This window comes from Chloroflexota bacterium, assembly GCA_018825785.1.
Classification (GTDB): Bacteria; Chloroflexota; Dehalococcoidia; order JACVQG01; family JAHKAY01; genus JAHKAY01.
In genome coordinates this window covers 49,589-72,140 of record JAHKAY010000002.1, presented here as the reverse complement: position 1 = coordinate 72,140, position 22,552 = coordinate 49,589, and the positions used below count along the sequence as shown (strand labels likewise).

The 22,552-nt window shown below is 61.5% G+C and carries 25 protein-coding genes and 1 riboswitch; of the genes, 14 read left to right on the top strand and 11 right to left on the bottom strand.

Translation table 11 applies throughout. The annotated features are described in order from the left end of the window. Positions 1 to 98: 98 nt before the first annotated feature. Entirely contained in the window at positions 99 to 1,232 is a 1,134-nt protein-coding gene (locus KJ624_00610; protein MBU2008343.1) for an acyl-CoA dehydrogenase family protein, read from the top strand. On the opposite strand, the gene KJ624_00605 is transcribed toward KJ624_00610, so the two are convergent. Further along, positions 1,229 to 1,858: a response regulator transcription factor gene (locus KJ624_00605; protein MBU2008342.1), complete on the bottom strand. Its 630-nt coding sequence runs from the start codon at positions 1,856 to 1,858 to the stop codon at positions 1,229 to 1,231. The genes KJ624_00610 and KJ624_00605 overlap by 4 nt on opposite strands. Position 1,859: 1 nt before the next feature. Beyond that, a complete protein-coding gene (locus KJ624_00600) occupies positions 1,860 to 3,272 on the bottom strand; it encodes a GAF domain-containing sensor histidine kinase (protein MBU2008341.1) in 1,413 nt (470 codons plus the stop codon). A gap of 63 nt (positions 3,273 to 3,335) precedes the next feature. Continuing rightward, positions 3,336 to 3,420: riboswitch (cyclic di-GMP riboswitch) on the bottom strand. 109 nt (positions 3,421 to 3,529) lie between these two features. Between KJ624_00600 and KJ624_00595 the strand changes: the two genes are divergently transcribed. Further along, positions 3,530 to 6,928, top strand: a complete 3,399-nt coding sequence (locus KJ624_00595) for a DNA polymerase III subunit alpha (GenBank protein ID MBU2008340.1) — start codon at positions 3,530 to 3,532, stop codon at positions 6,926 to 6,928. Positions 6,929 to 6,939: 11 nt separating this feature from the next. Continuing rightward, positions 6,940 to 7,491, top strand: a complete 552-nt coding sequence (locus KJ624_00590; protein MBU2008339.1) for an MFS transporter — start codon at positions 6,940 to 6,942, stop codon at positions 7,489 to 7,491. A gap of 93 nt (positions 7,492 to 7,584) precedes the next feature. On the opposite strand, the gene KJ624_00585 is transcribed toward KJ624_00590, so the two are convergent. Continuing rightward, the gene (locus KJ624_00585; GenBank protein MBU2008338.1) at positions 7,585 to 8,136 is read right to left on the bottom strand and encodes a hypothetical protein; all 552 of its coding nucleotides are present in this window, start codon (positions 8,134 to 8,136) and stop codon (positions 7,585 to 7,587) included. Positions 8,137 to 8,227: 91 nt separating this feature from the next. Then, complete coding sequence (locus KJ624_00580; protein ID MBU2008337.1) at positions 8,228 to 8,599, bottom strand: MGMT family protein; 372 nt, start codon at positions 8,597 to 8,599, stop codon at positions 8,228 to 8,230. Positions 8,600 to 8,757: 158 nt separating this feature from the next. Here KJ624_00580 and KJ624_00575 point away from each other — a divergent pair, with 158 nt between their 5' ends. The 11 genes from KJ624_00575 to KJ624_00525 all read left to right on the top strand — a co-directional run bounded on the left by KJ624_00575 (position 8,758) and on the right by KJ624_00525 (position 16,959). Further along, positions 8,758 to 9,075, top strand: a complete 318-nt coding sequence (locus KJ624_00575; protein MBU2008336.1) for a DUF4389 domain-containing protein — start codon at positions 8,758 to 8,760, stop codon at positions 9,073 to 9,075. Positions 9,076 to 9,139: 64 nt separating this feature from the next. Then, the gene (locus KJ624_00570; protein ID MBU2008335.1) at positions 9,140 to 9,589 is read left to right on the top strand and encodes a PrsW family intramembrane metalloprotease; all 450 of its coding nucleotides are present in this window, start codon (positions 9,140 to 9,142) and stop codon (positions 9,587 to 9,589) included. A 209-nt stretch (positions 9,590 to 9,798) separates the two neighbouring features. Then, positions 9,799 to 10,305, top strand: coding sequence for a cytochrome c (locus KJ624_00565; GenBank protein MBU2008334.1), 507 nt, complete (start codon positions 9,799 to 9,801; stop codon positions 10,303 to 10,305). 284 nt (positions 10,306 to 10,589) lie between these two features. After that, complete coding sequence (locus KJ624_00560; protein MBU2008333.1) at positions 10,590 to 11,522, top strand: branched-chain amino acid transaminase; 933 nt, start codon at positions 10,590 to 10,592, stop codon at positions 11,520 to 11,522. Between the two features lie 15 nt (positions 11,523 to 11,537). Then, entirely contained in the window at positions 11,538 to 11,924 is a 387-nt protein-coding gene (locus KJ624_00555; protein ID MBU2008332.1) for a hypothetical protein, read from the top strand. Then, entirely contained in the window at positions 11,914 to 12,483 is a 570-nt protein-coding gene (locus KJ624_00550; protein ID MBU2008331.1) for a phosphatase PAP2 family protein, read from the top strand. The genes KJ624_00555 and KJ624_00550 overlap by 11 nt, the downstream gene beginning before the upstream one ends. 2 nt (positions 12,484 to 12,485) lie before the next feature. Next, entirely contained in the window at positions 12,486 to 13,475 is a 990-nt protein-coding gene (locus tag KJ624_00545) for an ATP-binding cassette domain-containing protein (GenBank protein ID MBU2008330.1), read from the top strand. Positions 13,476 to 13,486: 11 nt separating this feature from the next. Beyond that, positions 13,487 to 14,269: an ABC transporter permease gene (locus KJ624_00540; protein ID MBU2008329.1), complete on the top strand. Its 783-nt coding sequence runs from the start codon at positions 13,487 to 13,489 to the stop codon at positions 14,267 to 14,269. A 441-nt stretch (positions 14,270 to 14,710) separates the two neighbouring features. Next, on the top strand, positions 14,711 to 15,658 hold the full coding sequence (gene hflK, locus KJ624_00535; GenBank protein ID MBU2008328.1) for an FtsH protease activity modulator HflK: 948 nt from the start codon (positions 14,711 to 14,713) through the stop codon (positions 15,656 to 15,658). Positions 15,659 to 15,682: 24 nt separating this feature from the next. Further along, entirely contained in the window at positions 15,683 to 16,561 is an 879-nt protein-coding gene (locus KJ624_00530; GenBank protein ID MBU2008327.1) for a protease modulator HflC, read from the top strand. After that, complete coding sequence (locus KJ624_00525) at positions 16,558 to 16,959, top strand: DnaJ domain-containing protein (protein MBU2008326.1); 402 nt, start codon at positions 16,558 to 16,560, stop codon at positions 16,957 to 16,959. Before KJ624_00530 ends, KJ624_00525 begins: the two co-directional genes overlap by 4 nt. A 130-nt stretch (positions 16,960 to 17,089) precedes the next feature. Here KJ624_00525 and KJ624_00520 read toward each other — a convergent pair whose 3' ends face one another. The 7 genes from KJ624_00520 to KJ624_00490 form a co-directional block, all read right to left on the bottom strand. Next, on the bottom strand, positions 17,090 to 17,518 hold the full coding sequence (locus KJ624_00520; GenBank protein MBU2008325.1) for a hypothetical protein: 429 nt from the start codon (positions 17,516 to 17,518) through the stop codon (positions 17,090 to 17,092). A 209-nt stretch (positions 17,519 to 17,727) separates the two neighbouring features. Then, entirely contained in the window at positions 17,728 to 17,946 is a 219-nt protein-coding gene (locus tag KJ624_00515; protein ID MBU2008324.1) for a hypothetical protein, read from the bottom strand. A 144-nt stretch (positions 17,947 to 18,090) separates the two neighbouring features. Continuing rightward, on the bottom strand, positions 18,091 to 18,654 hold the full coding sequence (gene folE, locus KJ624_00510; protein MBU2008323.1) for a GTP cyclohydrolase I FolE: 564 nt from the start codon (positions 18,652 to 18,654) through the stop codon (positions 18,091 to 18,093). Further along, positions 18,632 to 19,246, bottom strand: a complete 615-nt coding sequence (locus tag KJ624_00505) for a flavin reductase family protein (protein MBU2008322.1) — start codon at positions 19,244 to 19,246, stop codon at positions 18,632 to 18,634. Before KJ624_00505 ends, folE begins: the two co-directional genes overlap by 23 nt. 9 nt (positions 19,247 to 19,255) lie before the next feature. Then, a complete protein-coding gene (locus tag KJ624_00500; protein MBU2008321.1) occupies positions 19,256 to 20,305 on the bottom strand; it encodes a threonine synthase in 1,050 nt (349 codons plus the stop codon). Then, positions 20,302 to 21,588, bottom strand: coding sequence for a homoserine dehydrogenase (locus tag KJ624_00495; GenBank protein ID MBU2008320.1), 1,287 nt, complete (start codon positions 21,586 to 21,588; stop codon positions 20,302 to 20,304). Before KJ624_00495 ends, KJ624_00500 begins: the two co-directional genes overlap by 4 nt. Further along, positions 21,588 to 22,547, bottom strand: a complete 960-nt coding sequence (locus tag KJ624_00490) for a peptidylprolyl isomerase (protein ID MBU2008319.1) — start codon at positions 22,545 to 22,547, stop codon at positions 21,588 to 21,590. The genes KJ624_00495 and KJ624_00490 overlap by 1 nt, the downstream gene beginning before the upstream one ends. Between the last annotated feature and the right edge of the window lie 5 nt (positions 22,548 to 22,552).

The window sequence follows — 22,552 nt, the reverse complement described above, 5'->3', positions numbered from 1 at the left end:
TTCTGAGCATAGCGAAGAATCTCGTTTCGCTGATTTCCGCAAGCAAGCTCTAGTATTGACTTTCCTGGGCTGGCCTCTATGCTTTAGAGGAGGTAGGCATGGACTTCGCCCTGAGCGGTCCCGAAGAGAGGCTGCGGGATGAGGTGCGGCGCTTTGCCGAGGATGAGGTGGCCCCCCAGGTCCCCTCCCTTGACCAGAAGGGGGAGTTCCCTCTGGCCCTGGTGAAGCGGCTGGCCCAGCTGGGCCTCATCGGCCTCTTTGTCCCCAGGGAATACGGCGGGAGGGGCCTGGGCTTCCTGGCCGCGACCCTGGCCCGGGAGGAGGTCTCCCGGGTCTATCCGCCACTGGGCTTCTTCTATGAGGGCAACGACGCCGGCCTCTACATGCTGTATTCCTCTGGGAGTGAGGAGCAGAAGCGGAAGTATCTCCCCCCCATCTGCCGGGGGGAGAAGCTCACCTGCCTCGCCCTCACTGAGGCCTCGGGGGGCTCCGACCCCTCAGGGCTCCAGACCACCGCCGAGGCCGGAGGGGATGGTTTTGTAATCAACGGCCGCAAGGTATTCATCACTCTGGGGGAGATAGCGGACTACTGTGTCTTTGTGGCCAGGGCCGGGGACCATTTTTATGCCTTTGTGGTGGAGAAGGGCGCCCCCGGCTTTGAGGCGGGGCCCAGGGCGAAGATAGCGGGGCTGAGGGGTATCCCTGTCTCGGAGTTGGCCTTCACCAACCTGCGCCTGCCGCGCTCCAGCCTCTTGGGGGTGGAGGGGACAGGGCTTCGGGCGGCCCTGGGAACCATCACCCTCATCGCTCGGCCCGGGATAGCGGCCATAGCCCTGGGGCTGGCCCGTGGGGCCCTGGAGGCCACGGTGAAATTCGTCAAGGAAAGGACGCTGAGGGCAGGCCCCATTGCCTCCTTCCCAGCCGTCCAGTCCACGCTGGCGGATATGGAAATGGAGGTGGAGGCCGCCCGCTGGCTATGCTACCGCGCCTCCTGGCTCGTGGACCAGGGAAAGACCAGCCGGGAGGTGGCGCAGGACGCCGCGCGGGCCAAGCTCTGTGCCACCGAGGTAGCCCTGCGGGTATGTCTGAAGGGCATCCAGCTGATGGGGGGCTATGGGGCCACCCTGGACTGTCCCCTCACCCGCCGCCTGGCCGATGCCCTGGCCCTCCTCCCCGCGGCCGGGACCAGCGAGGTCATGCGCCTCACCATCGGCCGGGAGCTCACCCGCTAGAGGAGGCCTTTCTCATGGGCCCGGGAGACGGCCTGGGCCCGGTCCCGGGCATCCAGTTTGTCAAATATGGTCCTGATCTCTCTCTTCACCGTGGTCTCAGAAAGATATAGGCGGCGGGAGATCTCCTTGTTGGTGCCCCCCAGGGCAACCTGTTTCACAACTTCCAGCTGCCGGTGGGTGAGGAAAGTCTTCGGCCCTTCTCTTACCAGGTGGGCAAACTGGTTATAGACCTTGGAGGAGAATGAGGGGTGGATGAAGGTGCGGCCCTGGAGGACTGCCCGCACCGCCAGGACCACCTCCTCGCGGCTGGCCTCTTTCGTCAGGTAGCCGGAAGCGCCGGCGGCAAGGGCCTGGGCCAGATACTGTTCCCCGTAAAAGGTGAGGCAGATGAGCTTGATAGTAGGGAACTCCTGGCGGAAGCGGTCCAGCAAGTCAATGCCTCCCAGGCCGGGGAGCCTCATGTCCAGCAGGGCCACATCGGGGTGGTGGCGTCCCGCCAGTTGCAGGGCCTCCTCCCCAGTCCCCGCTTCGCCACAGACCTCTAGATTGCGGTCCTGCTCCAGGAGCCGCTTTAGTCCCTCCCGCACCACGGGGTGGTCATCTACCACTATCACCCGGATGGCCATCTTACGCCCCCACCGGGAGGTGGAGGACCACCTGCGTTCCCTCCTCGGGCCGGCTCAATACTTCCACTTTGCCTCCAAGGGCCTGGGCCCGTTCCCTCATGCCGCTCAAGCCCAGATGGCTGGGGCCATCCTGGGCCAGGACCTGCTGGGGGTCAAAGCCCTGGCCGTCATCCCCTATCTTTAGTGTTAACCCCTGGCCATCAAAAGAGACCCTCATCTGCACAGAGGTGGCGTGAGCGTGTTTGTGGACATTGGTAAGGGCCTCCTGGGCCACCCGGTAGGCCGAGGCCTCCAGGAGGGGGGAGAGGCGGGGAGGTTCCCCCTTCACCTCCAGCGAAAAATGGAGCCCTGTCTCACTGCAGAAAGCCTGGCCGAACCGCCGGAGGGCCTCCACCAGTCCGCCTTCCAGAACGGGGGGTTGCAGGCTCTCTATTGCCCAGCGGAGTTCCTTCAGCCCCAGGGCAAGGGAGCCCCTTATCTCCTTAAGACCCTTCCCCAGTTTCCCTGACCACTGCCCCTCCAGGGCCTGGAGGCTATGGCAGGCCCCCACAAAGCGCGGGGCTACAGTGTCGTGGAGTTCCAGGGAGATGCGCCGGCGTTCCTTTTCCTGGGCCAGGATGCTCTGCCCCAGCAGGTATTCCACCCGCTGCCGTTGCCCCGAGAGGTCACGGAGGAGAATAGCATTCTCCAGGGCTATAGCGGCCTGACGGGATAGGATGGTGAGGAAGGACAGCTCCCTGGGGGAAAAGGCTGAGGCCCGGGAGGCCTGCAGGATGGCGATGACCTTGCCCCGGGCTGTGAGAGGGAGGCAGAGGAGGGAGCCGCTGCCATCAGGGGAAAGGTGGAGGGGGTGGCCTTGTCGGGCCGCCCGCAGGGCCATATCGGGGGATTGTCCATTGCCTCCTATCTGCGCGCGGAGCACCGGACCTTCCCCTTCCCAGAGGAAGAGGGCCGCCTCATCGGCCCTGGTCTCTGACCACACTACCCGTAGCAGGGTTATGGGCAGGCTGTCCAGGTCCAACTCGGAGAAGAGGGCCCTGTTTATCTCAAAAAGGGGGAGGAGGGCCAGAAGGTGCTGGTTTTCTCTCAGGAGCCGCCCTCTCTCCAGGGCCTCCTCCAGGGCGGCTTGAAGCTCTTCATCGCTGAGCAGGGCAGGGAAGGTGAGGCAGCCATGGGGTGGGGCCTCCCGCCCCTCCCCAAGGAGCAGGCATCCCAGGGTGGAGTATCTCTTTATCAGGGTCTTGATGGTAGGGAGGTTGTCCTGGCTGGCGATGACCAGGTCAAAGGGCTCTTCCTGCGCCACCTCCAGGACCCGCCCCTGAGGGGTCAGTTTTACCTGATAGCCGGGTTCCAGAGAGGCCACCCTTTGGGCCAGGCCCTCATCACCGATGACCAGGAGTTTCTCCCGCAGCATGGCCAATAAAAACCCCCATCCTGCGGCTGGATTGCTGCAGGGTGGGGGAAAAGAACCACCTCCGGCGGCAACCCGGCCATCATAGCCTTACGGCTTTAGACCCGAGGCTTTGCGTCCCCGCCTTTCGGCGGGTTTGCCCTTTGCGCCGTGTACTAGCTGAGATTCTCCGCCTATAGATGGCCGTTGTCAAGGCCCTAAAGAGCCACTCTCAGGACAAGGGCCGTTCCCAGGACGTGGTATAATGGCGCTCAGCCTCCATGTTTGCCCACCTTCATGTCCACACGGAATACAGCCTCCTGGATGGGATGGCCTCTATTCCTCGACTGGTAGCCCGTGCCCGGGAGTTGGGGATGGGGGCCCTGGCCATCACCGACCATGGGGCACTCTATGGTGCCGTTGATTTCTATCGGGCCTGCCGGGAAGTGGGGGTGAAACCCCTGCTGGGGTGTGAGGTCTATGTCGCCCCGGGGGACCTCCACGGCCGCTCCCTCCAGGACAAGAACCCCTATCACCTCGTCCTCCTGGCCAGGGACCGCCAGGGCTATCAGAACCTGATAAAGCTGGTGACCACCGCCCACCTAGAGGGATTCTTCTACAAGCCCCGGGTGGACAAGAAGCTCCTTGAGGAACACCACCAGGGCCTTATAGCCCTCTCCGCCTGTCTCCGGGGGGAACTGGGCAGGCTCATCCTGGAGGGGAGAAGGGAGGAGGCCAGGAATGCCGCACGCTGGCACCAGGAGGTCTTCGGGGACTTCTACCTGGAGCTCCAGCCCCACCCCATCCCCGAGCTGGAGGCCCTGAACAAGGAGCTGGTGAGCATGAGCCGGGAGCTGGGCCTGCCACTGGTGGCTACCAATGACTGCCACTATGTTATGAAGGAAGATGCCCCCGCCCAGGACCTCCTCCTCTGCATCCAGACCAATACCTCCGTCCACGATGAAAAGAGGCTGCGGATGCCGGGGGACTATTTCTACTTGCGGAGCCCCCAGGAGATGGTCCAACTCTTCTCCGAGGTCCCCCAGGCTATAGCCAGCACCGAGGAGATAGCGGAGAAGTGCGACCTGGAGTTGGATTTTGGGAAGGTCCACCTCCCGCCTGTGGAAACACCCCAGGGGCTCCGCCCCGATGAATACCTGGCCCAGCTCTGCTGGGAGGGCTTCCACCGCCGCTTCCCCCACCCCACCCCGGAGCAGGAAGGCCGCCTTCAGTATGAGCTGGAGGTCATCAGGAAGACCCGCTTTGCCCCCTACTTCCTGGTGGTGGGGGACCTGGCCCACTTCACCCGGAATAACGGCATCCTCTTCGGGGTAAGGGGGAGCGCTGCCTCCAGCCTGGCCCTCTACTGTCTGGGGGTGACCGAGATAGACCCCCTGGAAAAGCGGCTGGTCTTTGAGCGTTTCCTCAATGTGGAGCGGCGGGAGATGCCGGATATTGACCTGGACTTCCAGGACGACCGCCGGGATGAGGTCATTGCCTATATCACCCGGAAGTATGGCCCCGACCGGGTGGCCCAGATTATCACCTTCGGCACCATGGGGGCCCGGGCCGCCCTCCGGGATGTGGGCCGGGCCCTGGGCATGCCCTACGGCCAGGTGGACCGCATTGCCCGCCTTATCCCCTACGCCCCAGGGATGACCCTGGAGCGGGCCGTGGCCGAACGGCCGGAACTGGCCCAGCTCTATCAGCAGGACGAGGCCATAAAGGGCCTGGTGGACTCCGCCCGCCGCCTGGAGGGCACGGTAAGACACGCCAGCACCCACGCCGCCGGGGTGGTCATCTCCCCGGAGCCCCTCATCAATTTCATGCCCATCCAGCGGGCGGAGCGGGGGAACAAGGACGTGGTCATGACCCAGTATGCCATGGACAACATCGCCCAGCTGGGCCTGCTAAAGATGGACATCCTGGGCCTGGCCAACCTCACCGTCCTGGCCCGGGTCAAAGAGCTCATAAGAGAGAACCGGGGGACTGACATTGACCTCCAGCGCCTTCCCCTGGACGATGCCAGGACCTTCGCCCTGCTGGCTTCAGGGGAGACGGTGGGGGTCTTCCAGCTGGAGGGGGCGGGGATGCGGCGCTATATCAAGGAGCTGAAGCCCACGAATTTCATGGACATCGCCGCTATGGTAGCCCTCTACCGCCCCGGCCCTATGGAGCACATCCCCACCTTTATTGAGGCCAAACACGGCCGCCGGCCCGTGGTCTATCCCCACGATGCCCTGAGGGACATCCTGGAGGAGACCTACGGGGTCATCGTCTACCAGGACCAGGTCCTGTTTATTGTCCAGGCCCTGGCGGGCTATACCCTGGGCCAGGCAGACATCTTCCGCAAGGCCATGGGGAAGAAGATAGCCGAAACGATGAGGAAGGAAAAGCACAACTTCCTCCGGGGGGCGGAGAAGAAGGGCATCCCACCAGAGGTGGCCCAGGAGGTCTTCCAGCTTATAGAGCCCTTCGCCGGCTACGCCTTCAACAAGGCCCACAGCGTGAGCTATGCCATGCTGGCCTACCAGACCGCCTATCTCAAGGCCAACTTCCCTGCCGAGTATATGACTGCACTGCTCATCACCCACACCGGGGACCAGGAAAAGACAGCCTCGGCCATCGCCGACTGCCAGCGCCTGGGCATCCCTGTCCTGCCCCCGGACATAAACAAGAGCCAGGCCCAGTTCAGCCTGGAAGGGGAGTCAATCCGCTTTGGCCTGGCGGCGATAAAGAATGTGGGGGAGGGGGCTTTGGAGCCCATCCTCAAGGCCCGGGCTGAAGGGAGTCCCTTTGCCTCGGTGGAGGACCTCTGCCGGCGGGCCGACCTGAGGGGGATAAACAAGAGGGTGCTGGAGAGCCTCATCCGGGCGGGGGCCCTGGAATGCCTGGGGGATAGAGGAGCCCTCCTCCAGAACCTGGACCGCATCCTGTCTCTGGCCCACCGGGAGCAGAAGCTGAGGGATACAGGCCAGGTCAGCATGTTTGACCTCTTTGGGGAGCGGGTAGCAGTGCCCCTCTCCTCCCTGGAGATGGAGCCGGTGCCCCTCTCTGCCACGGAAAAACGGGACTGGGAGAAGGAGCTTCTGGGGGTGTGGCTTACCTCCAACCCCCTGGCCGGGCTGGCCCCGGAGGAGAAGGCCCCCTTCATCTGGGAGGTGGACGAAAGCCAGGAAGGGCAGACGGTCGAGGTGGCGGGGATGGTCAGCGAGCTCCAGGAGAGGACCACCCGGGAGGGGAAAACCTTCCTCAGCGCCACCCTGGAAGGCCTGGGGGGCAGGGTTGACATAACCTGCTGGCCGGAGGTCTACGCCCGCACCAGGGCCCTGTGGCAGGAGGGGAGCCGGCTCCTGGTCCGGGGGAAGGTCAAGGTGAGGGAGAACCGGGCGGGCCTGGTCTGCCAGCAGGTGGAGCCTTTTGAGGCGGGCAGGGCCCCTCAGGCCCCCCAACCGAAAAGGCTGGTCCTGGAGATGGAGGCCACCGGGGAGGAGGCCCTACTCATTCAGGCAAGGGACCTCCTGCGCCAGTTCCCGGGGGAGATGGAGGTCCGTCTGGTGCTGACAAGAAACGGCGAGGTCCTGAAGCGCTTCCAGCTCCTGGAAAGGGTGGAGTATTCCTCCACCTTTCACCAGCGCCTTGTCAGCCTCCTGGGCGAGGAGCTAATCCGCCTGGAATAGGGAGGAGGAAATTGGAAAAGAGGTCTTTCTACCTGCTCTGTGCTCGCATCTTCCCCCTGATGTTGTGCACCGGGATTGTCTATTCTATCCTTCCCCTCTATATCAGCCAGGAACTCCAGGCCTCACCCTCCCAGATAGGTTTCATCTATATGACGGGGGCTGTGGCGGGGGCCCTCTTGGCCCCTCGCCTGGGGAGGCTGGGGGACAGGATAGGCAGGAAGCGGGTTTTGCTTTTCTCTATGGTGGGGTTCGCCGGGGCCTTCTCCCTCTACTATTTCCTGAGCCACTTCACTCAGGCCTTCGCCGTCCAGGCCCTGGAGGGGGCGAGCTGGGCTGCCCTGGGGGCCACCGCCCCTGCCCTGGTGGCCGATATGGCCCCCAGAGAGGAGCGGGGCTGGGCAATGGGGGTCTATGAGAGGACCTGGTCCCTGGGCTGGATAGTGGGGCCCCTGGCAGGGGGCTTTCTGGCCGAGCACATCGGCTTCCGCCCCGTCTTCCTCATCGGGGCGGGGCTGGTGGTGCTGGGGGCCCTCAGCCTCGCCCTTGCCCCCCGGAGGCCCTGAGGCGGGCCCTTCGGAACAGTTCCCGAACTTTTATTTGAGAAGAAGGGGCTAATACCGGACTTGCAGCGGTTGCTTGTTTCCCGCCCATGCTAGCTATTTCTTGCCAAAACCCATGGACTGAGCCTGGGGGCAAATGTTTTGTGCCCGGCAGTGAGCGCAAGCAATCTTGGTAAAGATAACAAAGAAACGAAATAAAAGCAGTCCCACTATAATAAGTAATATGACCAGCACGGGCAAGGAAAAGTTCAGAACTAGTGCCGGTATTATCGCGATGATAGGAATAGCTAGACTGGCTATGTACAGGTTGTTGGGGCACAACGGACCCCTGGCACGGTTTGGGAAGGCCTTCACGCTTCCTTCCTTTGCGATTTTCCTTGACACTAAGTTCAAGCCCGATATGCATAGAGAATTTTCCAGTTTATAATAGACACAATTACAGCACACTTTCAGCGGCATATGCACATACATCTCCAGGAATGAGAACGCCAGGTAAAGTGAACCCAGCAGATAGCCTATCCATGTTCCATAGCCGAGGATTATCCCTATTCCACCAAGTACATAATGAACCACTGTGGTGCCATCATAAATAAGGACACTTGATAACGGATACCTGGTATATAAGTTCGGCTTCTTTGTTGATGTCATTTCTTCATGATTTTAGAGGTGTTCTAATTAGCGGTGGGCGCCGCTATGTCCTAAATTCTACTTCAGTACTAATCATTAACGCAATGATACATCATCTTTTGCTTATGGAACACATTACAGTTGGGAATCCTTGCAAGCAACTGGCTAAATTCTGCGTTATTCTTGCAAGCGGGTGGTGGCCCACGGCCTCCCTTTCCAGCTCCAGGAGCTTCCTTTTCAGGTCCGCCCCCCCAGTGTAGCCCCCCAGGCCCCCGTCCTTTTTCACCACCCTATGGCAGGGGATGAGGAGGGGGTAGGGGTTCCGGGCCAGGGCCTGCCCCACCGCCCGGGGCGAGCCCCCCGCCCTCTCCGCCACCCAGGAGTAGCTCCGGGTCTCCCCATAGGGGATTTGCGCCACCACCCCCAAAACCCGCCTCTGGAACTCCGTCGCCCCCTCCAGATCAACCCCGTATCTTAGCTCCATGCCCCTATTCTATCAGGTCCCGGGGCAGGTCCCGGGGCAGGTCCCGGGGCAGGCCCTGGGGGATTGACATCCTATAAGCCCGCGACTAGTATTTTTCTGGTCGCAACGAGCCTGTCAATGGCTCGCAACCCCCACTCACTCGCGTTTGGAGGTGCTCAATGGCTCAACCCCCAGTTGTGGCAAGGCCAGTAACCCTGGACATAGCCTACCCCCAGAGGCTGTCTCGTGGCACGCTGCTCCTCAAGGTCTTCCTGGGTTGGCTTTACGTCGGCATTCCCCACGGCATACTCCTTTATCTCTATGCCATCGCGGTCAGCGTCGTGACCTTCATTGCCTTCTGGGTTATCCTGTTCACGGGGCAGTACCCCAGGGGCCTGTTCGACTTCGTGGTAGGGTACCAGCGCTGGACCATGCGGGTTACGGCCTACATGGGCTTGCTGCGGGACGAATATCCTCCCTTCAGCGGACAGCAATAGCCGATACCCTGCGTCGCACCTCTTTGCCGCGGCGCTAGCGCTCGGGGGGGGCCTTTTCGGGATTTTGGGGGCCTTTATTGAGGAAGTCCGCGCGGGCCTCCTGGTGGCCTTTGTAGCTGCTCCCATAGTGGAAGAGGGGCTGAAGCCCTCGGGCGTCTACCTGCTCCTGGGGAAGTGGCCCCATCTCCTCAGAAACCGGCTCTATACGGCATATCTAGCAGCCCTGGGTGGCATCTCCTTCGCTATCATTGAGAATATCATCTACCTGACCGTCTACTCTCCCGAACACAGCGGAGCGTTTGTGCTCTATCGTTTCACCGTGCCTCTGGCCGTGCACACCATTGCCAGCTTCATCGTCGGCTTTGGTATCAACCAGAGGCTCCTGGCATCGGTCCGCGGAGAGGTCCCGTTTTTGTCTGGAAACTGGAAATTCTTCATCGCCGCCATAGTCCTTCATGCAATGTACAACATAGCGGCAACGGTTACCCAAATCTCTGGGCTCCTGCAGTTTTGATGATACCCGCCAACCAGGCTGCCCTTGACCAGCGCCCCCGGGGTCAAAGCGTCCCAAATGTAGTGAACGTGTGAACGAACTTGACAGCAGGTACGCCGTGCCATAGCATATGGCGTAAGCGAGTATTGCGGGGCCTTACCAGGAAACGCCCGTTTTGCTCCCTGGCAGGCGAGGATATCCAGACTAAGAAAAGGTTGAAAGGGGGGGCTATGGCATTGCGGAGATGGGTCCTGTCCGGGGTGGTTGCCAGTATAGTGCTGCTGGGGGCTGCCTGTGGCCGGGGGACCACCCCAACCCCCACGCCTACCCGGATGCCGACTCCTATCTCAACACCTACTGCCAGTCCTACCTCTGCTGCAAACCTCACGCCTACCCCAACGCCTACGCCTTCTTCTACGCCCAACCCGAGTCCGACGCCCACCATTGCTCCAACACCTACCCCTACGCCAACAGCTACCCCCACCTCTACCCCTGCGTCCAGTCTGGAGGAGGGAAGGCGGCTCTATAGCCTAACCTGTGCTACCTGCCATGGAGCCAATGGCAAGGGGATCGCGGCTACCGGTGCCCCTCCCCTGCTGGGGAGAACAAAGGAGTCCCTCCTTGGGGTCATGAGGAACCCCCCTCCCCTCATGCCCCCCATCCCACCTGGACAACTAAGTGATGCGGACTTCGACAAGGTCTACCAGTACATCCTCACCCTGGGGGCGGCCAGTTGACGGCTCGGTTCCGGTGGCTGTGACAGGGTAGAGTCCTCGGCACCCGATTGCCAGCCAGGACATAGCGGGGGCCGCGGGGGTACCTTCTTCCCGGTAAGGTGGTTCCCCTTGTTTAGAGCTGTGCCCGGCGCAAAAGACACCGGGTGGCAAAACAAGAGCGACCACCTCCTCTCCACCCCTGGGCCCGGCCGGTGAGGCCGGACCTGCGGTCCGAGGGGCTTGCTTTTGCCTTGTCAAGCCATTATGATTTGTCTGATTTTTTCAGGAGGGGAAAGGAGAGGCCTATGCCGCCTCTGGCTTATTTCAAGAAGCAGTTCTCACCCATTTCCGAGTGCCGCATAAGCATCATGACCCATGCCCTCCACTACGGCACGGCCTGCTTTGAGGGCATCCGCGGCAACTGGAACGAGGAGGAGAAACAGGTCTTCCTCTTCCGGGCCAGGGACCACTATGACCGCTTCCACAAGAGCTGTCGCATTATGAAACTCAAGCTGCCCTTCTCGGTGGATGAGCTCTGCGAGCTCACCCAGGAGCTGGTGGAGAGGAGCGGCCTCAAAGAGGATGTTTACATCCGCCCCTTTGCGTATAAGAGCTCCGAGACCATCGGGCCCAAGCTCCACGGCCTGGAGGACGACTTTTTCCTCACCGTGAACCCCCCTCCCCACTACCTGGATGTGGAGAAGGGGATAAAAGCCGGCAGCTCCAGCTGGCGGCGCATTGATGATTCCATGGTCCCACCCCGGGCCAAGGTCACCGGTATCTACATCAACAGCTCCCTGGCCAAGACCGAGGCGGTAGAAAATGGCTATGACGAGGCCATCATGCTCAATGTGGATGGCCATGTCTCCGAGGGCACGGGGAACAATATCCTCCTTATCTCCGGGAACAGGGTGGTCACCCCCGGCTCTACAGACAATATCCTCATGGGCATCACCCGTGACACCGTCCTCCGGCTGGCCAAGGAGGAACTGGGGCTGGAGACAGAGGAGAGGCCGGTGGACCGGAGCGAGCTCTATATTGCCGACGAGGTCTTCCTCACCGGCACCCTTTCCCATCTGGTACCAGTCCTGGAGATTGACCACCGGCCCGTAGGGACCGGGAAAATAGGCCCCACCACCCGCCGGTTGATGACCATCTACTTTGATATCATCCGGGGCAAAGTTCCCAAGTATAGGGAATGGTGTCTGCCCTGCTACCGAAAGCTGGCCCGCACCTGATAAAAGGCAGGGAAAATGCCCCTGGCTTTTGAATACTGGCTTCTTGTCTTCCTCGCCGCTCTGGGGGTAATCCAGGCGGCGGCGGTGGAGGGGGGCTTGCGAGGCCTGTGGTTCTTCCCAAACCCGCTCACAGGCCGGGTGTGCGCTATCCTGCTGGTCCTTATCGCCTTTGCCCGTTTTTTCCTGCCCATGGACCGCAATGTGCGGGGCGTAGAAGGCTTCCAGCAGAGCTATCTCTTTGTGGCGGGGGCCCTTTCGGCCCTGGCGGTCACCCTGGCCCTCTCCTCCTGGCTGAGGCGGGGCCTCGGCCAGGGGAAAGAAGGTGAAAGGGGCCTCGTGGCGCTGAAGGACAGGACCTACTTCCAGGCCCTCTCGGAGGGGAGGCAAAAGGATGGGAGCTGAGCGGGCCCTTTTCCTTCACATAAACGGCTGGGCTGGGCAAAACGGGCCCCTGGACTGGGCGCTCAAAGCGGTGGCCAATGACTACCTGGTGCCGGTGGTCCTTTCTCTCTTTTTGCTCTGGCTCTGGTTCGCCAGCCCGGGCACAAGAAGGGTCCCGCTGGCCCTCCTGGCAGGGGTGGGAGCACTGGGTCTGGGCGACGGCCTCATAAAGCTGATGAACTTCATCTATTACCGGCCCCGCCCTTTCACCGAGCTCCCCGTCAGGCTCATTTTCTACCGACCCCTTGACTCCTCCTTTCCCAGCAATGGGACGGCCGTGGCCTTCATCTTGGCCACCGCCATCTTCCTGGGGAACAGGAAAACTGGGGTGATAGCCCTGGCCATTGCCTCCCTCTACGGTTTCTCCCGGGTCTATGTGGGCATCCACTACCCTCTGGATGTCCTGGGGGGGGCGGTCATCGGCATCCTCACCAGTTATGGGGTCTACCGGCTGCTCCCCATCCTGGAGCCCCTCCCCTCCTGGCTCCTGAGGCTGGGGCGGAGGCTCTACCTGGCCTAGATATGGCAACGGTAATTGAGGCCCGGGGCCTGGGCAAGCGTTTTGGCGACTTCTGGGCTGTAAAAGGGGTGGACCTTCAAGTAGAAGCTGGGGAGGTGTTTGGCTTTCTTGGCCCCAACGGGGCGGGGAAGACCACCACCATAAATATGCTCTGCACCCTGCTCCGCCCCACCGCGGGGACGGCCACGGTCTGCGGCTATGATGTGGTTAAAAGTCCCCGCCAGGTCCGCCGGTGCATCGGCCTGGTCTTCCAGGACCCCAGCCTGGATGACCGGCTGACGGCTATGGACAATATGGAGTTCCACGCCCAGGTCTATCAGGTCCCTGCCCAGGTGAGGAGGCAGCGGATTGAGCAGATGCTGCGGATGGTGGAGCTCTGGGAGCGGCGGAACAGCGTCGTCCGCACGTTCTCCGGCGGGATGAGGCGGCGGCTGGAGCTGGCCCGGGGCCTCCTCCACCGTCCCCGGCTCCTCTTTCTGGATGAGCCCACCCTGGGCCTGGACCCCCAGACCCGCGCCCGCCTCTGGGAGTATATTCACGCCTTGAGAAAGCAGGAGAATATCACCATCTTCCTCACCACCCACTACATGGACGAGGCGGAGAACGCCAGCCGCATCGCCATCATCGACGACGGGAAGCTGGTGGCCCTGGAGACCCCCGAGGCCTTGAAGGACAAGCTGGGCGGGGACATCATCCGCCTGCGCACCGCCTCCAACGAGAAGGCGGCCCGGGAGATAGGGGAGCAATTCCATATTCAAGCCCTGCGGGATGGGCAAGAGCTTTCCTTTGAGGTGGCCCGGGGCAGCGAGTTCGTCCCGGCCCTCATCTCCCGCCTCAAGACACCTGTCCTCTCCATCACCGTCCGCCGGCCCACCCTGGACGACGTCTTCCTCAAGCTCACCGGGCGGGACCTTAGGGACAGGGAGGCGGATGCCACCGAGGGGATGAAGACATGGGCCCGCCGTGCCCGGAGGCGGGGGCGAAGGGGCTAGGATGGCACGGCTTGGCTGACCTGAGGGCGGTCTATGTAATCTGGTACCGGGAGATGCTCCGGCTCCGGCGGGACCGGGTCCGGCTCATGGGGCAGCTGGTCTCCCCCCTCCTTTTCCTGGTGGTCTTCGGCGTTGGGCTTACCCGGGCCATGGGGGTGTTTGGGGGGGGCACCAACTTCACCCAGTTCCTATTCCCGGGGCTCCTGGGGATGACGGTCCTCCTCTCGGCCTTCACCTCCGGGGTCTCAGTGGTGTGGGAGAGGGAGGTGGGGTTCCTGAAAGAGGTGCTGGTGGCACCGGTGAGCCGGGCCTCCATAGTCATAGGCAAGACCCTGGGCGGGGCTACCCTGGCGTTGACCCAGGGGGCGTTGATGCTGGCCCTGGCCCCACTTTTGGGCATGAGACTTTCCGTGGGCCTGGTGCTGGGGCTCCTCCCCCTGATGTTCCTTTTGGCGGCGTCTCTGGGGGCGATGGGGGTCCTGCTGGCCAGCCGGATGAGGACCATGGAGGGCTTCTTTGTCGTCAACCAGATGGTCGTGATGCCCATGGTCTTCCTCTCCGGGGTCTTCTTCCCGGTGGGGAGGGAGCTGCCCGCCTGGCTGGGCGTGGTGGTGAGGATAAACCCCGTGGCCTACGGGGTGGACTCCGTGAGGCAGCACATGCTGGGGGGGACAATCCCCCCCCTCACCCTCTTCGGCCACCCCATGACCATCTGGCAGGATGCGGTGGTGGTGGCCCTCTTCGGCCTCCTCATGGTAACCCTGGCCATCCGGTCCTTCAACAGGGCAGAGTAGTCCCCGAGGGCTAACGGGGTAAAGGGTGCCAATCTGGGACAAGGTCAGGATTTGTCTCAGCAGAGGAGTTGACAGTCTATGGGCAACACCTTACCATTATACGAGGATTGTAGCCCCGATTGAATAAAGGGAGTCCTAGCAGGGTGCTGAAAAACCCTGATTCTGCCCAGAATAGCCCGTCGTCCAGATACGAAATTGGGGTTGATTTCCGGCTGTTCACCCCTTTTTCATCACCCTGCTAGAAGGGCTGAGGCTGTAAAAGGGCTACGCCCATTCCAGTCACGAAGCACGCAGAGGGAGAACTGCCCTTAAAGTATTGTAGAAAGGAGGCTGGGTAAAATGGCATGGCAAAAAGGGGGGCCCAGGCAACCGGGGGGAGAATTGCCCGACCTGGGAGAAATCTGGCGCAGTCTGAGTAGCCGAGGCCTCAGAAAAATGTGGTTGGTCGGGCTAGGCATCCTGATAGTGATATGGCTGGCCTCTGGGATGTACACGGTAGGGCCAGGCTCCCAGGGCGTGGTGAGGCAGTTTGGCCGAGAGGTGGCCAAGACCGGCGCCGGACTGAATTATCACCTACCCTGGCCAATCCAAAGAGCAACGGTGGTAGACCTGGCCGAGGTAAGGAGATTGAGCATCGGGTTTCAGGAGGTAAGGCCCGGGCAGTTTCAAGAAGTCCTTGGTGAGGCATTGATGCTCACCAAGGACGAGAACATCGTTGATGTGCACGTCATAGTGCAGTACCGGGTGCTGGATGCCTCGCAATTTCTGTTCAATGTGCGGGATGTGCCCAGGGTTGTCAAGGGTGCTACCGAGGTGGCCCTTCGCAGCGCGGTAGGCAATACCCCTATCGACGATGTCCTCACTGAGCGCAGGGCTGAGGTCCAGGACCAGACCAAATCCTTTCTGCAGAGGCTGCTGGACGACTACCAGTCCGGCGTCGCCATAACCGCGGTCCAGCTACAAGAGGTCGATGCCCCCAGGGAGGTTAGGGACGCCTTCCACGAGGTGGTCCGGGCCAGGGAGGACAGAGAGCGGCTCGTCCGCGAGGCCGAAGGCTACCAGGCAGATATAGTGCCCAGGGCCAGAGGGGCGTTCGAACAGACGGTGAAGGCGGCTGAAGCCTACAAGGAGCAGCGTATACTGCGGGCCCAGGGTGATGCCGAGAAATTCCTGGAGGTGCTTAGCGAGTATCAAAAGGCTCAGGATGTAACCAGGCAGCGCCTCTACCTGGAAACCCTGGAAATGCTCCTGTCCGGGATAGACAAGATTATCATCGACCCCGAGATAGCATCCAACCTGTTGCCCTTCTTGCCGCTAGGAGCTATCCCCGGCCAGGCGTTGCCCCAAGAGGGGTTGCCCCAGGCCCCCCCGGCCGGCGAGAAGAAATAGCGAGCGTTTGGGGAGGTAAGGACCATGACAAAAAAAACTGTTATCGTGGCAATCCTTGTAATACTAGCCCTGGTAGTGCTGCGTCAATCGCTCTTTAGCGTGGATATGACGCAGCAGGCTCTTGTCCTTCAGTTCGGAAGGCATGTGAGGACAGTGACGGAGCCCGGGCTGCATTTCAAGGTCCCTTTCTATCAGCAGGCAACAACGTACGAGAAGCGGGTGCTAACAAGTGATATCAAGCCCGGCGAGTATCTCACCCTGGATAAGAAGCGGGTGGTGACGGACCCGGTTTCCCGGTGGCGAATTGAGGACCCTCTCCAGTTCTTCAAGACTGTGGCCAATGAAGCGGGTGCCCTGGCCCGGTTGGAACCTATCGTCCTTTCCGAATTGAGGGATGAGCTGGCCAAATACAATTTTGTCGACATAGTCTCCGCCCAGCGCGGGCCCATAATGGACAAGGTCAGCGAGAGGGTCCGGGTGAAGGCTACCGAGTTCGGTATTGGGGTGGTGGATGTCAAGATAAAGAGGGCTGACCTCCCCAGCGAGGTCCAGGCCAGTGTCTTCGACAGGATGAAGGCCGAGCGTGGGCGCATCGCTCTTCAGTATCGGGCTGAGGGCGCCGAACTGGCAGCCAAGGTGAGGGCTGATGCCGATAAGGAGGCAACCATCATCGCTGCCGGGGCCTATGCCGAGAGCCAAAAGCTGATGGGGGAAGGCGATGGCCAGGCCACCGCCATCTACGCCCAGGCCTTTGAGCAGGATGCGGAGTTCTACAGCTTCCTGAGAACGCTGGAGGCCTACAAGAACTTTCTGGCCCAGCAAACTACCCTGGTGCTCAGCTCCGATTCAGAGCTGTTCAGGTACCTGGCCAGTTCTCAGGTGCCCGCAGAGAAAGGTAAGTGAAGCAGGAGCCCGACTACTACGCCGTCCTCCAGGTAGACCCCCAGGCGGAGAGGGAGGTCATCCAGGCAGCCTATCGCCGCCTGGCGGCCAAGTACCACCCGGACGTGGCCCCCTCCCCTGGGGCCTCTGAGAGGATGAAGCTGCTGAACGCTGCCTACGAGGTTCTGTCAAACCAGGAGAAGAGGCAAGCCTACGACATGCGTCGTGCCGGCAGCCTTCATGGACATCCAGCCTCGGGGGCACCCCTGGGGCGGAGGCTACCCTGGTGGCTCCTGCCAGTGGCAGTAGTTATTGTAGCCGTAGCCTTCCGGCTTAGCCCCAGGCTCATCCTCATATTGGGCCCCCTGCTTCTGGTGCTGTGGCTCGTCTGGAGCCGACGGCCTTCCAGTTCTAGTTAGGAAGCTCCCCGGGAAGAATTCGCTATCTTCGCAGCAGGGAGAGGAACTCGGCGCGCGTGGCGGCGCGTTTTCTGGGCACGCTAATTAGTCTGCCCTGGCCTATCTGTAGCTATTGGCACAGTCCGTCGGTCTAGCCCCCGGCAAACTGCTGTCCAAGCACCTTCTTCAGGGTATCCAGAATGGACTGGTTCTTCCCCACATACAGCACAATCAGCCCGCTCTTCTTGAAGAAATGGGGAGTGTTGACCCAGCTAATCATTGAGGTACCTACAGTACTGCCGGTATTGGAAACCCGTGCCGCCTGCGCATCTGCCGTGCTGGCATACGGATATTCAAAAACCTGCACATCCTCCCCGTTCACCTTCAGAATCCTGGCCTCTACGGTGAAGAAGGACTGTTGAAGTGTGCCGCCCATTTGCACTTCGGCACCGGCTCCCTTGAGGTCGGAGATGAGTTTATCCGTTTGGCTTCCCGGGGGGGCAGCGCAACCTACCAGTGGGATAAGACTGAAGAATAGAAGGAGAATGATAACCGGTGAAATCATGGGCATACGTTTCATAGCATCTGTTCCCTCCTCTTTGTGACTTTCGCTGTCATTACTGACAGGGATGCTTATCTCTCTGCCGCCCTAGTTGACACCGACATCATAGGCGCACATGCGCAGGATGTAAAGAGGTGTGTGAACGATGGACCCTCTGCGGGGTAACCCCAGCGGCTTTATCGGCGCAAAAGGGACAGGGACTCAGCGCGGGTGGCGGCGCACAGCGTCTATTTCTTTTTCTCCAGCAAGTCCGCTATCCTGAGTACCTCGGTGCAGGTCGCGACCAGGAGCGAAGCAAGGCCCAGGAGAAACCACATGATTGGAGTGAAACCGCCAAATGTTGCATCTAGAGCTGCGGTGACAACGCCGACAATCAGGAATGCCATCGCCAGAACACGAATGAGTATGTGCTCCGCTGAGCGCTTGTACCGGGATGGACTCTCCATACCTACACCTCCTCTAGTTCTTCGGACTCTCATCCCGACGACAGCCAAGTGTAGTCCCGGGATAGGGCTGAGTCAATACGGGTGCGCAACAAGCTGCTTCGTCAGCAGCCGGGGCCAACAGACAAGAGACTACCTGGAGCTGGCCTAGCGTCTTAGCAGCGACAGGAACTCGGCGCGGGTGGCGGCACGGCGGCGGAAGAGGCCCCTCATGGCTGAGGTTATGATGAAGCTACCCGGCTTCTTTATCCCCCGCATGACCATACACAGGTGCTCTCCCTCCACGATGACGGCTGCGCCCTCGGGCACAAGGGCCTCCACAATGGTATCTGCCACCTGGCGGGTGAAGCGCTCCTGGAGCTGGGGGCGGCGGGCCAGGGTATCCACCACCCGGGCCAGCTTGGAGGCCCCCACCACCCGGCCGTTCTCATTGGGGATATAGCCCACATGGGCCACCCCGTAGAAGGGAAGGAGATGGTGCTCGCACATGGAGTAGAAGGGAATATCCCGCAGGATGACCATCTCCCGGTGGTCCTCCTCAAATCCAACGGTCAGCTCCTCCTTGGGGTCCACATCCAGGCCGCGGAAGAGCTCGGCATACATCTCCCCCACCCGCCTGGGTGTGTCCTTCAGCCCCTCCCTCTGGGGGTCCTCGCCGATGGCGAGGATAAGCTCTCGGACAGCCTTCTCAACTCTCCTTTCGTCCACCACCTGGTCCTCCCCCATATTTCTTCCGGATAGGCTCGCGGTCAATAAAGAGCAGGCTTTCCGGGGCGGCGGTAACATAGTGCTCCGCCCCCAGGTACAAGGCCGGCCTTACCCGCTTCAGGTCTAGAAGCTCTTTATCAGTCAGGCTCCCCTCCTCCTGATGGACGGCCAGAATCCTCCCTACAAACCACTCGTGGTCGCCCATGGTGTAGTGGGCTTCCACCTTGCATTCGTAGGACAGATAGGCGTCCTTGAGGAGGGGGACCGAGGTCCGGACAGGCTTTTCCCGGGCAATCTTAAGGGTCTTGAACTTGTCCGTCTCCGCCCCCTTTGTGGCCCCCACCTCGGCGATGAGCTTGGCCTTCTCCATGGGGACAAAGCAGACCCCGAACTCCCCGCTCTCCAGGATAAGCTTATAGGTGAAGCGCTTGAGAGAGATACCCACCCCGAAGAGGGGAGGGTCCATGGAGAGGGGGCTATTCCAGGACGCGGCCATGGCGTTCTCCTTTTCCCCGGAGCGGGCGGTAACGATGACGGCTATGCGGGGATAGTGCTGGTAGAACTTGCCGACATCAAAGCTGGTCTTCTTACTCACGCTAGACTCCTATTTCCAGCCCAGAGTTCTTTCCACCAGGTCCAGGCGCGGGGGGAAATGGGGGAGTGTGGGGGAAAGGGAAAGGGCCGCCTGGGGGTCCTTGAGGCCGTGGCCGGTGATAACACAGACCACCCTCTTTTCCCCCAGGTCCAGTCTCTCCCTGAGCTTTATGAGCCCTGCCAGCGAGGCAGCCGAGGCCGGCTCGCCGAAGATGCCCTCCTCGCTCCCCAGCTTTCGATAGGCCCCCATGAGCTCCTCATCGCTGACCATATCTATGACCCCACCGGACTCCTCCCTGGCCTTGAGAGCATTTTGCCAGTGGGCGGGGTTGCCTATTCTGATGGCCGAGGCTATGGTCTGGGGGTCGGCGATGGGATGGCCCCGCACAATGGGGGCGGCCCCTTCCGCCTGGATGCCCATCATCCGGGGGGCCTTTCCCGCTTTTCCCAGCCTCCTGTATTCCACAAAGCCCTTCCAGTAGGCGGTGATGTTCCCGGCGTTTCCCACCGGGATAAAGAGATAGTCCGGGGCCTCCCCTAGCTGGTCCACAATCTCAAAGGCGGCGGTCTTCTGCCCCTCCAGGCGGTAGGGGTTGAGAGAGTTGACCAGGGTGACGGGGTGTTTCTTGGCCAGGGCCTGGACAACACAGAAGGCGTCATCAAAACTGCCCTCAATGGCCACCACCTGGGCCCCGTAGACGACGGCCTGGGCCAGCTTGCCCTGGGCTATCTTTCCCTGGGGCACCAGGACAATGACCCTCAAGCCCATCCGGCTTCCATAGGCGGCGGCGGAGGCCGAGGTGTTGCCCGTAGAGGCGCAGACGAGGGCAGAACTCCCCTCCTCCATCGCCTTGGCCACAGCTATGACCATCCCCCGGTCCTTGAAGGAGCCGGTGGGGTTACACCCCTCCAGCTTGAAATAGAGCTCTCCCACCCCCAGCTCCTTTTCCAGCTTCCCCGAGCGCAGGAGGGGGGTGTCCCCCTCCCCCAGGGTGAAGTGGAGAGTCCCGGGGATGACGGGCAGAAGGTCCTTATAGCGGAGAATGATGCCCTGCTTCATATCTCCACCCGGATGAAATTGGAGACCTCTTTCACCACTCCCAGCCGGGCCATCTGCTCGAGGGCCTCGCGCACCGAGGCCTCGAGAGAAGTATGGGTCATGATGACGATCTCCGCCACCCCCGCCCGCTCATCGGTCTCTTTTTGTATGACGGAGGCGATGCTTATCTGGAGGTCCCCCAGGACTCTTGATATCTGGGCCAGCACCCCGGGCCTGTCGGCCACGGTCATCCGGAGATAGTAGCGGGTGCGCAGGTTCTCTATGGGGATGACGGGCTTCTCTCTCCCGATGGGTGGGCTGGCTATGGGCTTGACCCCCTGGGTGATTTTCCTGGCCAGGTTCAGGATGTCGGACAGGACGGCGCTGGAGGTGGGCAAGGCCCCTGCACCCAGGCCGTAGAAGATGACCTGGCCCACCAGGTCTCCCTCCACCTGGACAGCGTTGAAGGCCCCTTCCACTTTGGCCAGCAGGGCCTCCTGGGAAAGGAGAACGGGGTGGACCCGGGCCTCTACCTTCCCGTCATGCTCCTTGGCGATGGCCAGGAGCTTGATGGCAAAGCCCAGCTCTCGGGCATAGCGGAAGTCCCTGTAGGAAAGCCTGGAGATGCCCTCCCGGTACACCTCCTGGGGCAACACCTGGCTCTTAAAGGCCAGGGTGGCCAGGATGGCCAGTTTATAGGCGGCATCAATGCCCTCCACATCGTTGGTGGGGTCGGGCTCGGCATAGCCCAGGGCCTGGGCCTGCTTCAGGGCCAGGGAGAATTCCAGCCCCTCGGCAGCCATGCGGGTCAGGATGTAGTTGGTGGTGCCGTTGATGATAGCGTGAATGGCGCTGACCCGGTTGGCTGCCAGGTCCTGCTGGAAAGGTGAGATGAGGGGGATACCCCCGCCCACGCTGGCCTCAAAGCGGACCTCCACCCCATGGGCACGGGCCAAGTCCAGAAGGCGGGGGCCATGCTTGGCCATGACCTCCTTGTTGGCCGTGACTACATACTTGCCCCGCCTGAGAGCCTCCTCCATATACCTAACGGCCGGCTCTTCCCCGCCAGTAAGCTCCACCACAATGTGGACCTTCTCATCTTCCAGGATGTCCTGGGCCCGGGTGGTAAGGACGCCACGAGGAAGCGAAAGGGCGCGGGGCTTGTTGGGGTCTCTCACCAGGGCATGTCTGAGGACAAGGGGGAAGCCGGCCTCCTGGGCCAGCGCCTGGGACTTCTCCGCAAGGGCCCGGGCCACCCCGCTCCCCACCACCCCCAGCCCCAGAAGGCCGATACCTATCTCCATTACCCGGCCTCCCCCACCGCCCAGGCAAGCTTTCGTGAATCCAGCATATCTACCACTTTCTGCTTTTGCTCATTTAGCCAGGTTTCCATGACCTTGGCCTTCAGGGCCTCCAGGGCATCCGGGTCCAGGGGGCGGGTCTCCCTGCCCACCACCTTGATGAGGTAATAGCCCTGGGGGGTGGAGATTGGCTGGCTCACCTTTCCCAACTCCAGCGAAAAGGCCTCCTCCTCCAGCTCGGGCCGGAGGCCCCGGGGTAGCCAGCCCAGGTCTCCCCCCTTCTCTTTGGTTTCCTGGTCCAGGGACTCGTTCCTGGCAAGCTCTGAAAAGTCCTCTCCCGCCTCCAGGCGGGCCAGGATGGCCCTTGCCGTGGCCTCATCCGCTGCCAGGATGACCAGAGGATTGACCTGTTCCATTTCCTCAGGGATATCAGAGCCAAGGGCATCAGTGAGCTTCTGGCGCAGAATGTTAATCTCCAGAAAGCCCCTGTATTCCTGATCGTCCATTTTGAGCTCCTGGAGGCGCTTCAGGTAGAGCTCCTGGAGGCTGGCCTCCTCCCCCTCCTTGAGGCCCAGGCTTTCCCGCAGGGCCTGGTCTATATCCTCGGGGCTTGCTTCCAGGCCCCGCCGACTGGCCTCCTCCCTGACCAACTCATCATTGACCATCTCGTCCAGGATAGCGGGGGCGTAATAGGCGAGCTGGTTCGTGGCCAGGCCCTGCTGGTGGGCCAGGGCGAGCCTCCTGGCCAGTTCCCCGGCGGTAAGCACCCGATGTTCTAGCCTGGCCACGGGCTCGGTGCGGATGGCGATATGGGAATCATAGTATCCAAAGGCCACCACCCCCAGGATAGAGGCGATGGTAAGAGCGCCGAGGAAAAGGATAAGCCGATGGCTTTCTCTCTCCCTTTCAAGACGGCTGAAGCCTCTCGGGATGCCTGGGGCTGCTCTTTTCTTCCCGCTCACGGCCG

Coding starts and splice junctions, on each gene's coding strand:
- KJ624_00610 (MBU2008343.1), top strand. CDS start 99: ATGGACTTCGCCCTGAGCGGTCCCGAAGAGAGGCTGCGGGATGAGGTG.
- KJ624_00605 (MBU2008342.1), bottom strand. CDS start 1,858: ATGGCCATCCGGGTGATAGTGGTAGATGACCACCCCGTGGTGCGGGAG.
- KJ624_00600 (MBU2008341.1), bottom strand. CDS start 3,272: ATGCTGCGGGAGAAACTCCTGGTCATCGGTGATGAGGGCCTGGCCCAA.
- KJ624_00595 (MBU2008340.1), top strand. CDS start 3,530: ATGTTTGCCCACCTTCATGTCCACACGGAATACAGCCTCCTGGATGGG.
- KJ624_00585 (MBU2008338.1), bottom strand. CDS start 8,136: ATGACATCAACAAAGAAGCCGAACTTATATACCAGGTATCCGTTATCA.
- KJ624_00580 (MBU2008337.1), bottom strand. CDS start 8,599: ATGGAGCTAAGATACGGGGTTGATCTGGAGGGGGCGACGGAGTTCCAG.
- KJ624_00575 (MBU2008336.1), top strand. CDS start 8,758: ATGGCTCAACCCCCAGTTGTGGCAAGGCCAGTAACCCTGGACATAGCC.
- KJ624_00565 (MBU2008334.1), top strand. CDS start 9,799: ATGGCATTGCGGAGATGGGTCCTGTCCGGGGTGGTTGCCAGTATAGTG.
- KJ624_00560 (MBU2008333.1), top strand. CDS start 10,590: ATGCCGCCTCTGGCTTATTTCAAGAAGCAGTTCTCACCCATTTCCGAG.
- KJ624_00555 (MBU2008332.1), top strand. CDS start 11,538: ATGCCCCTGGCTTTTGAATACTGGCTTCTTGTCTTCCTCGCCGCTCTG.
- KJ624_00550 (MBU2008331.1), top strand. CDS start 11,914: ATGGGAGCTGAGCGGGCCCTTTTCCTTCACATAAACGGCTGGGCTGGG.
- KJ624_00545 (MBU2008330.1), top strand. CDS start 12,486: ATGGCAACGGTAATTGAGGCCCGGGGCCTGGGCAAGCGTTTTGGCGAC.
- KJ624_00530 (MBU2008327.1), top strand. CDS start 15,683: ATGACAAAAAAAACTGTTATCGTGGCAATCCTTGTAATACTAGCCCTG.
- KJ624_00520 (MBU2008325.1), bottom strand. CDS start 17,518: ATGAAACGTATGCCCATGATTTCACCGGTTATCATTCTCCTTCTATTC.
- KJ624_00515 (MBU2008324.1), bottom strand. CDS start 17,946: ATGGAGAGTCCATCCCGGTACAAGCGCTCAGCGGAGCACATACTCATT.
- KJ624_00500 (MBU2008321.1), bottom strand. CDS start 20,305: ATGAAGCAGGGCATCATTCTCCGCTATAAGGACCTTCTGCCCGTCATC.
- KJ624_00495 (MBU2008320.1), bottom strand. CDS start 21,588: ATGGAGATAGGTATCGGCCTTCTGGGGCTGGGGGTGGTGGGGAGCGGG.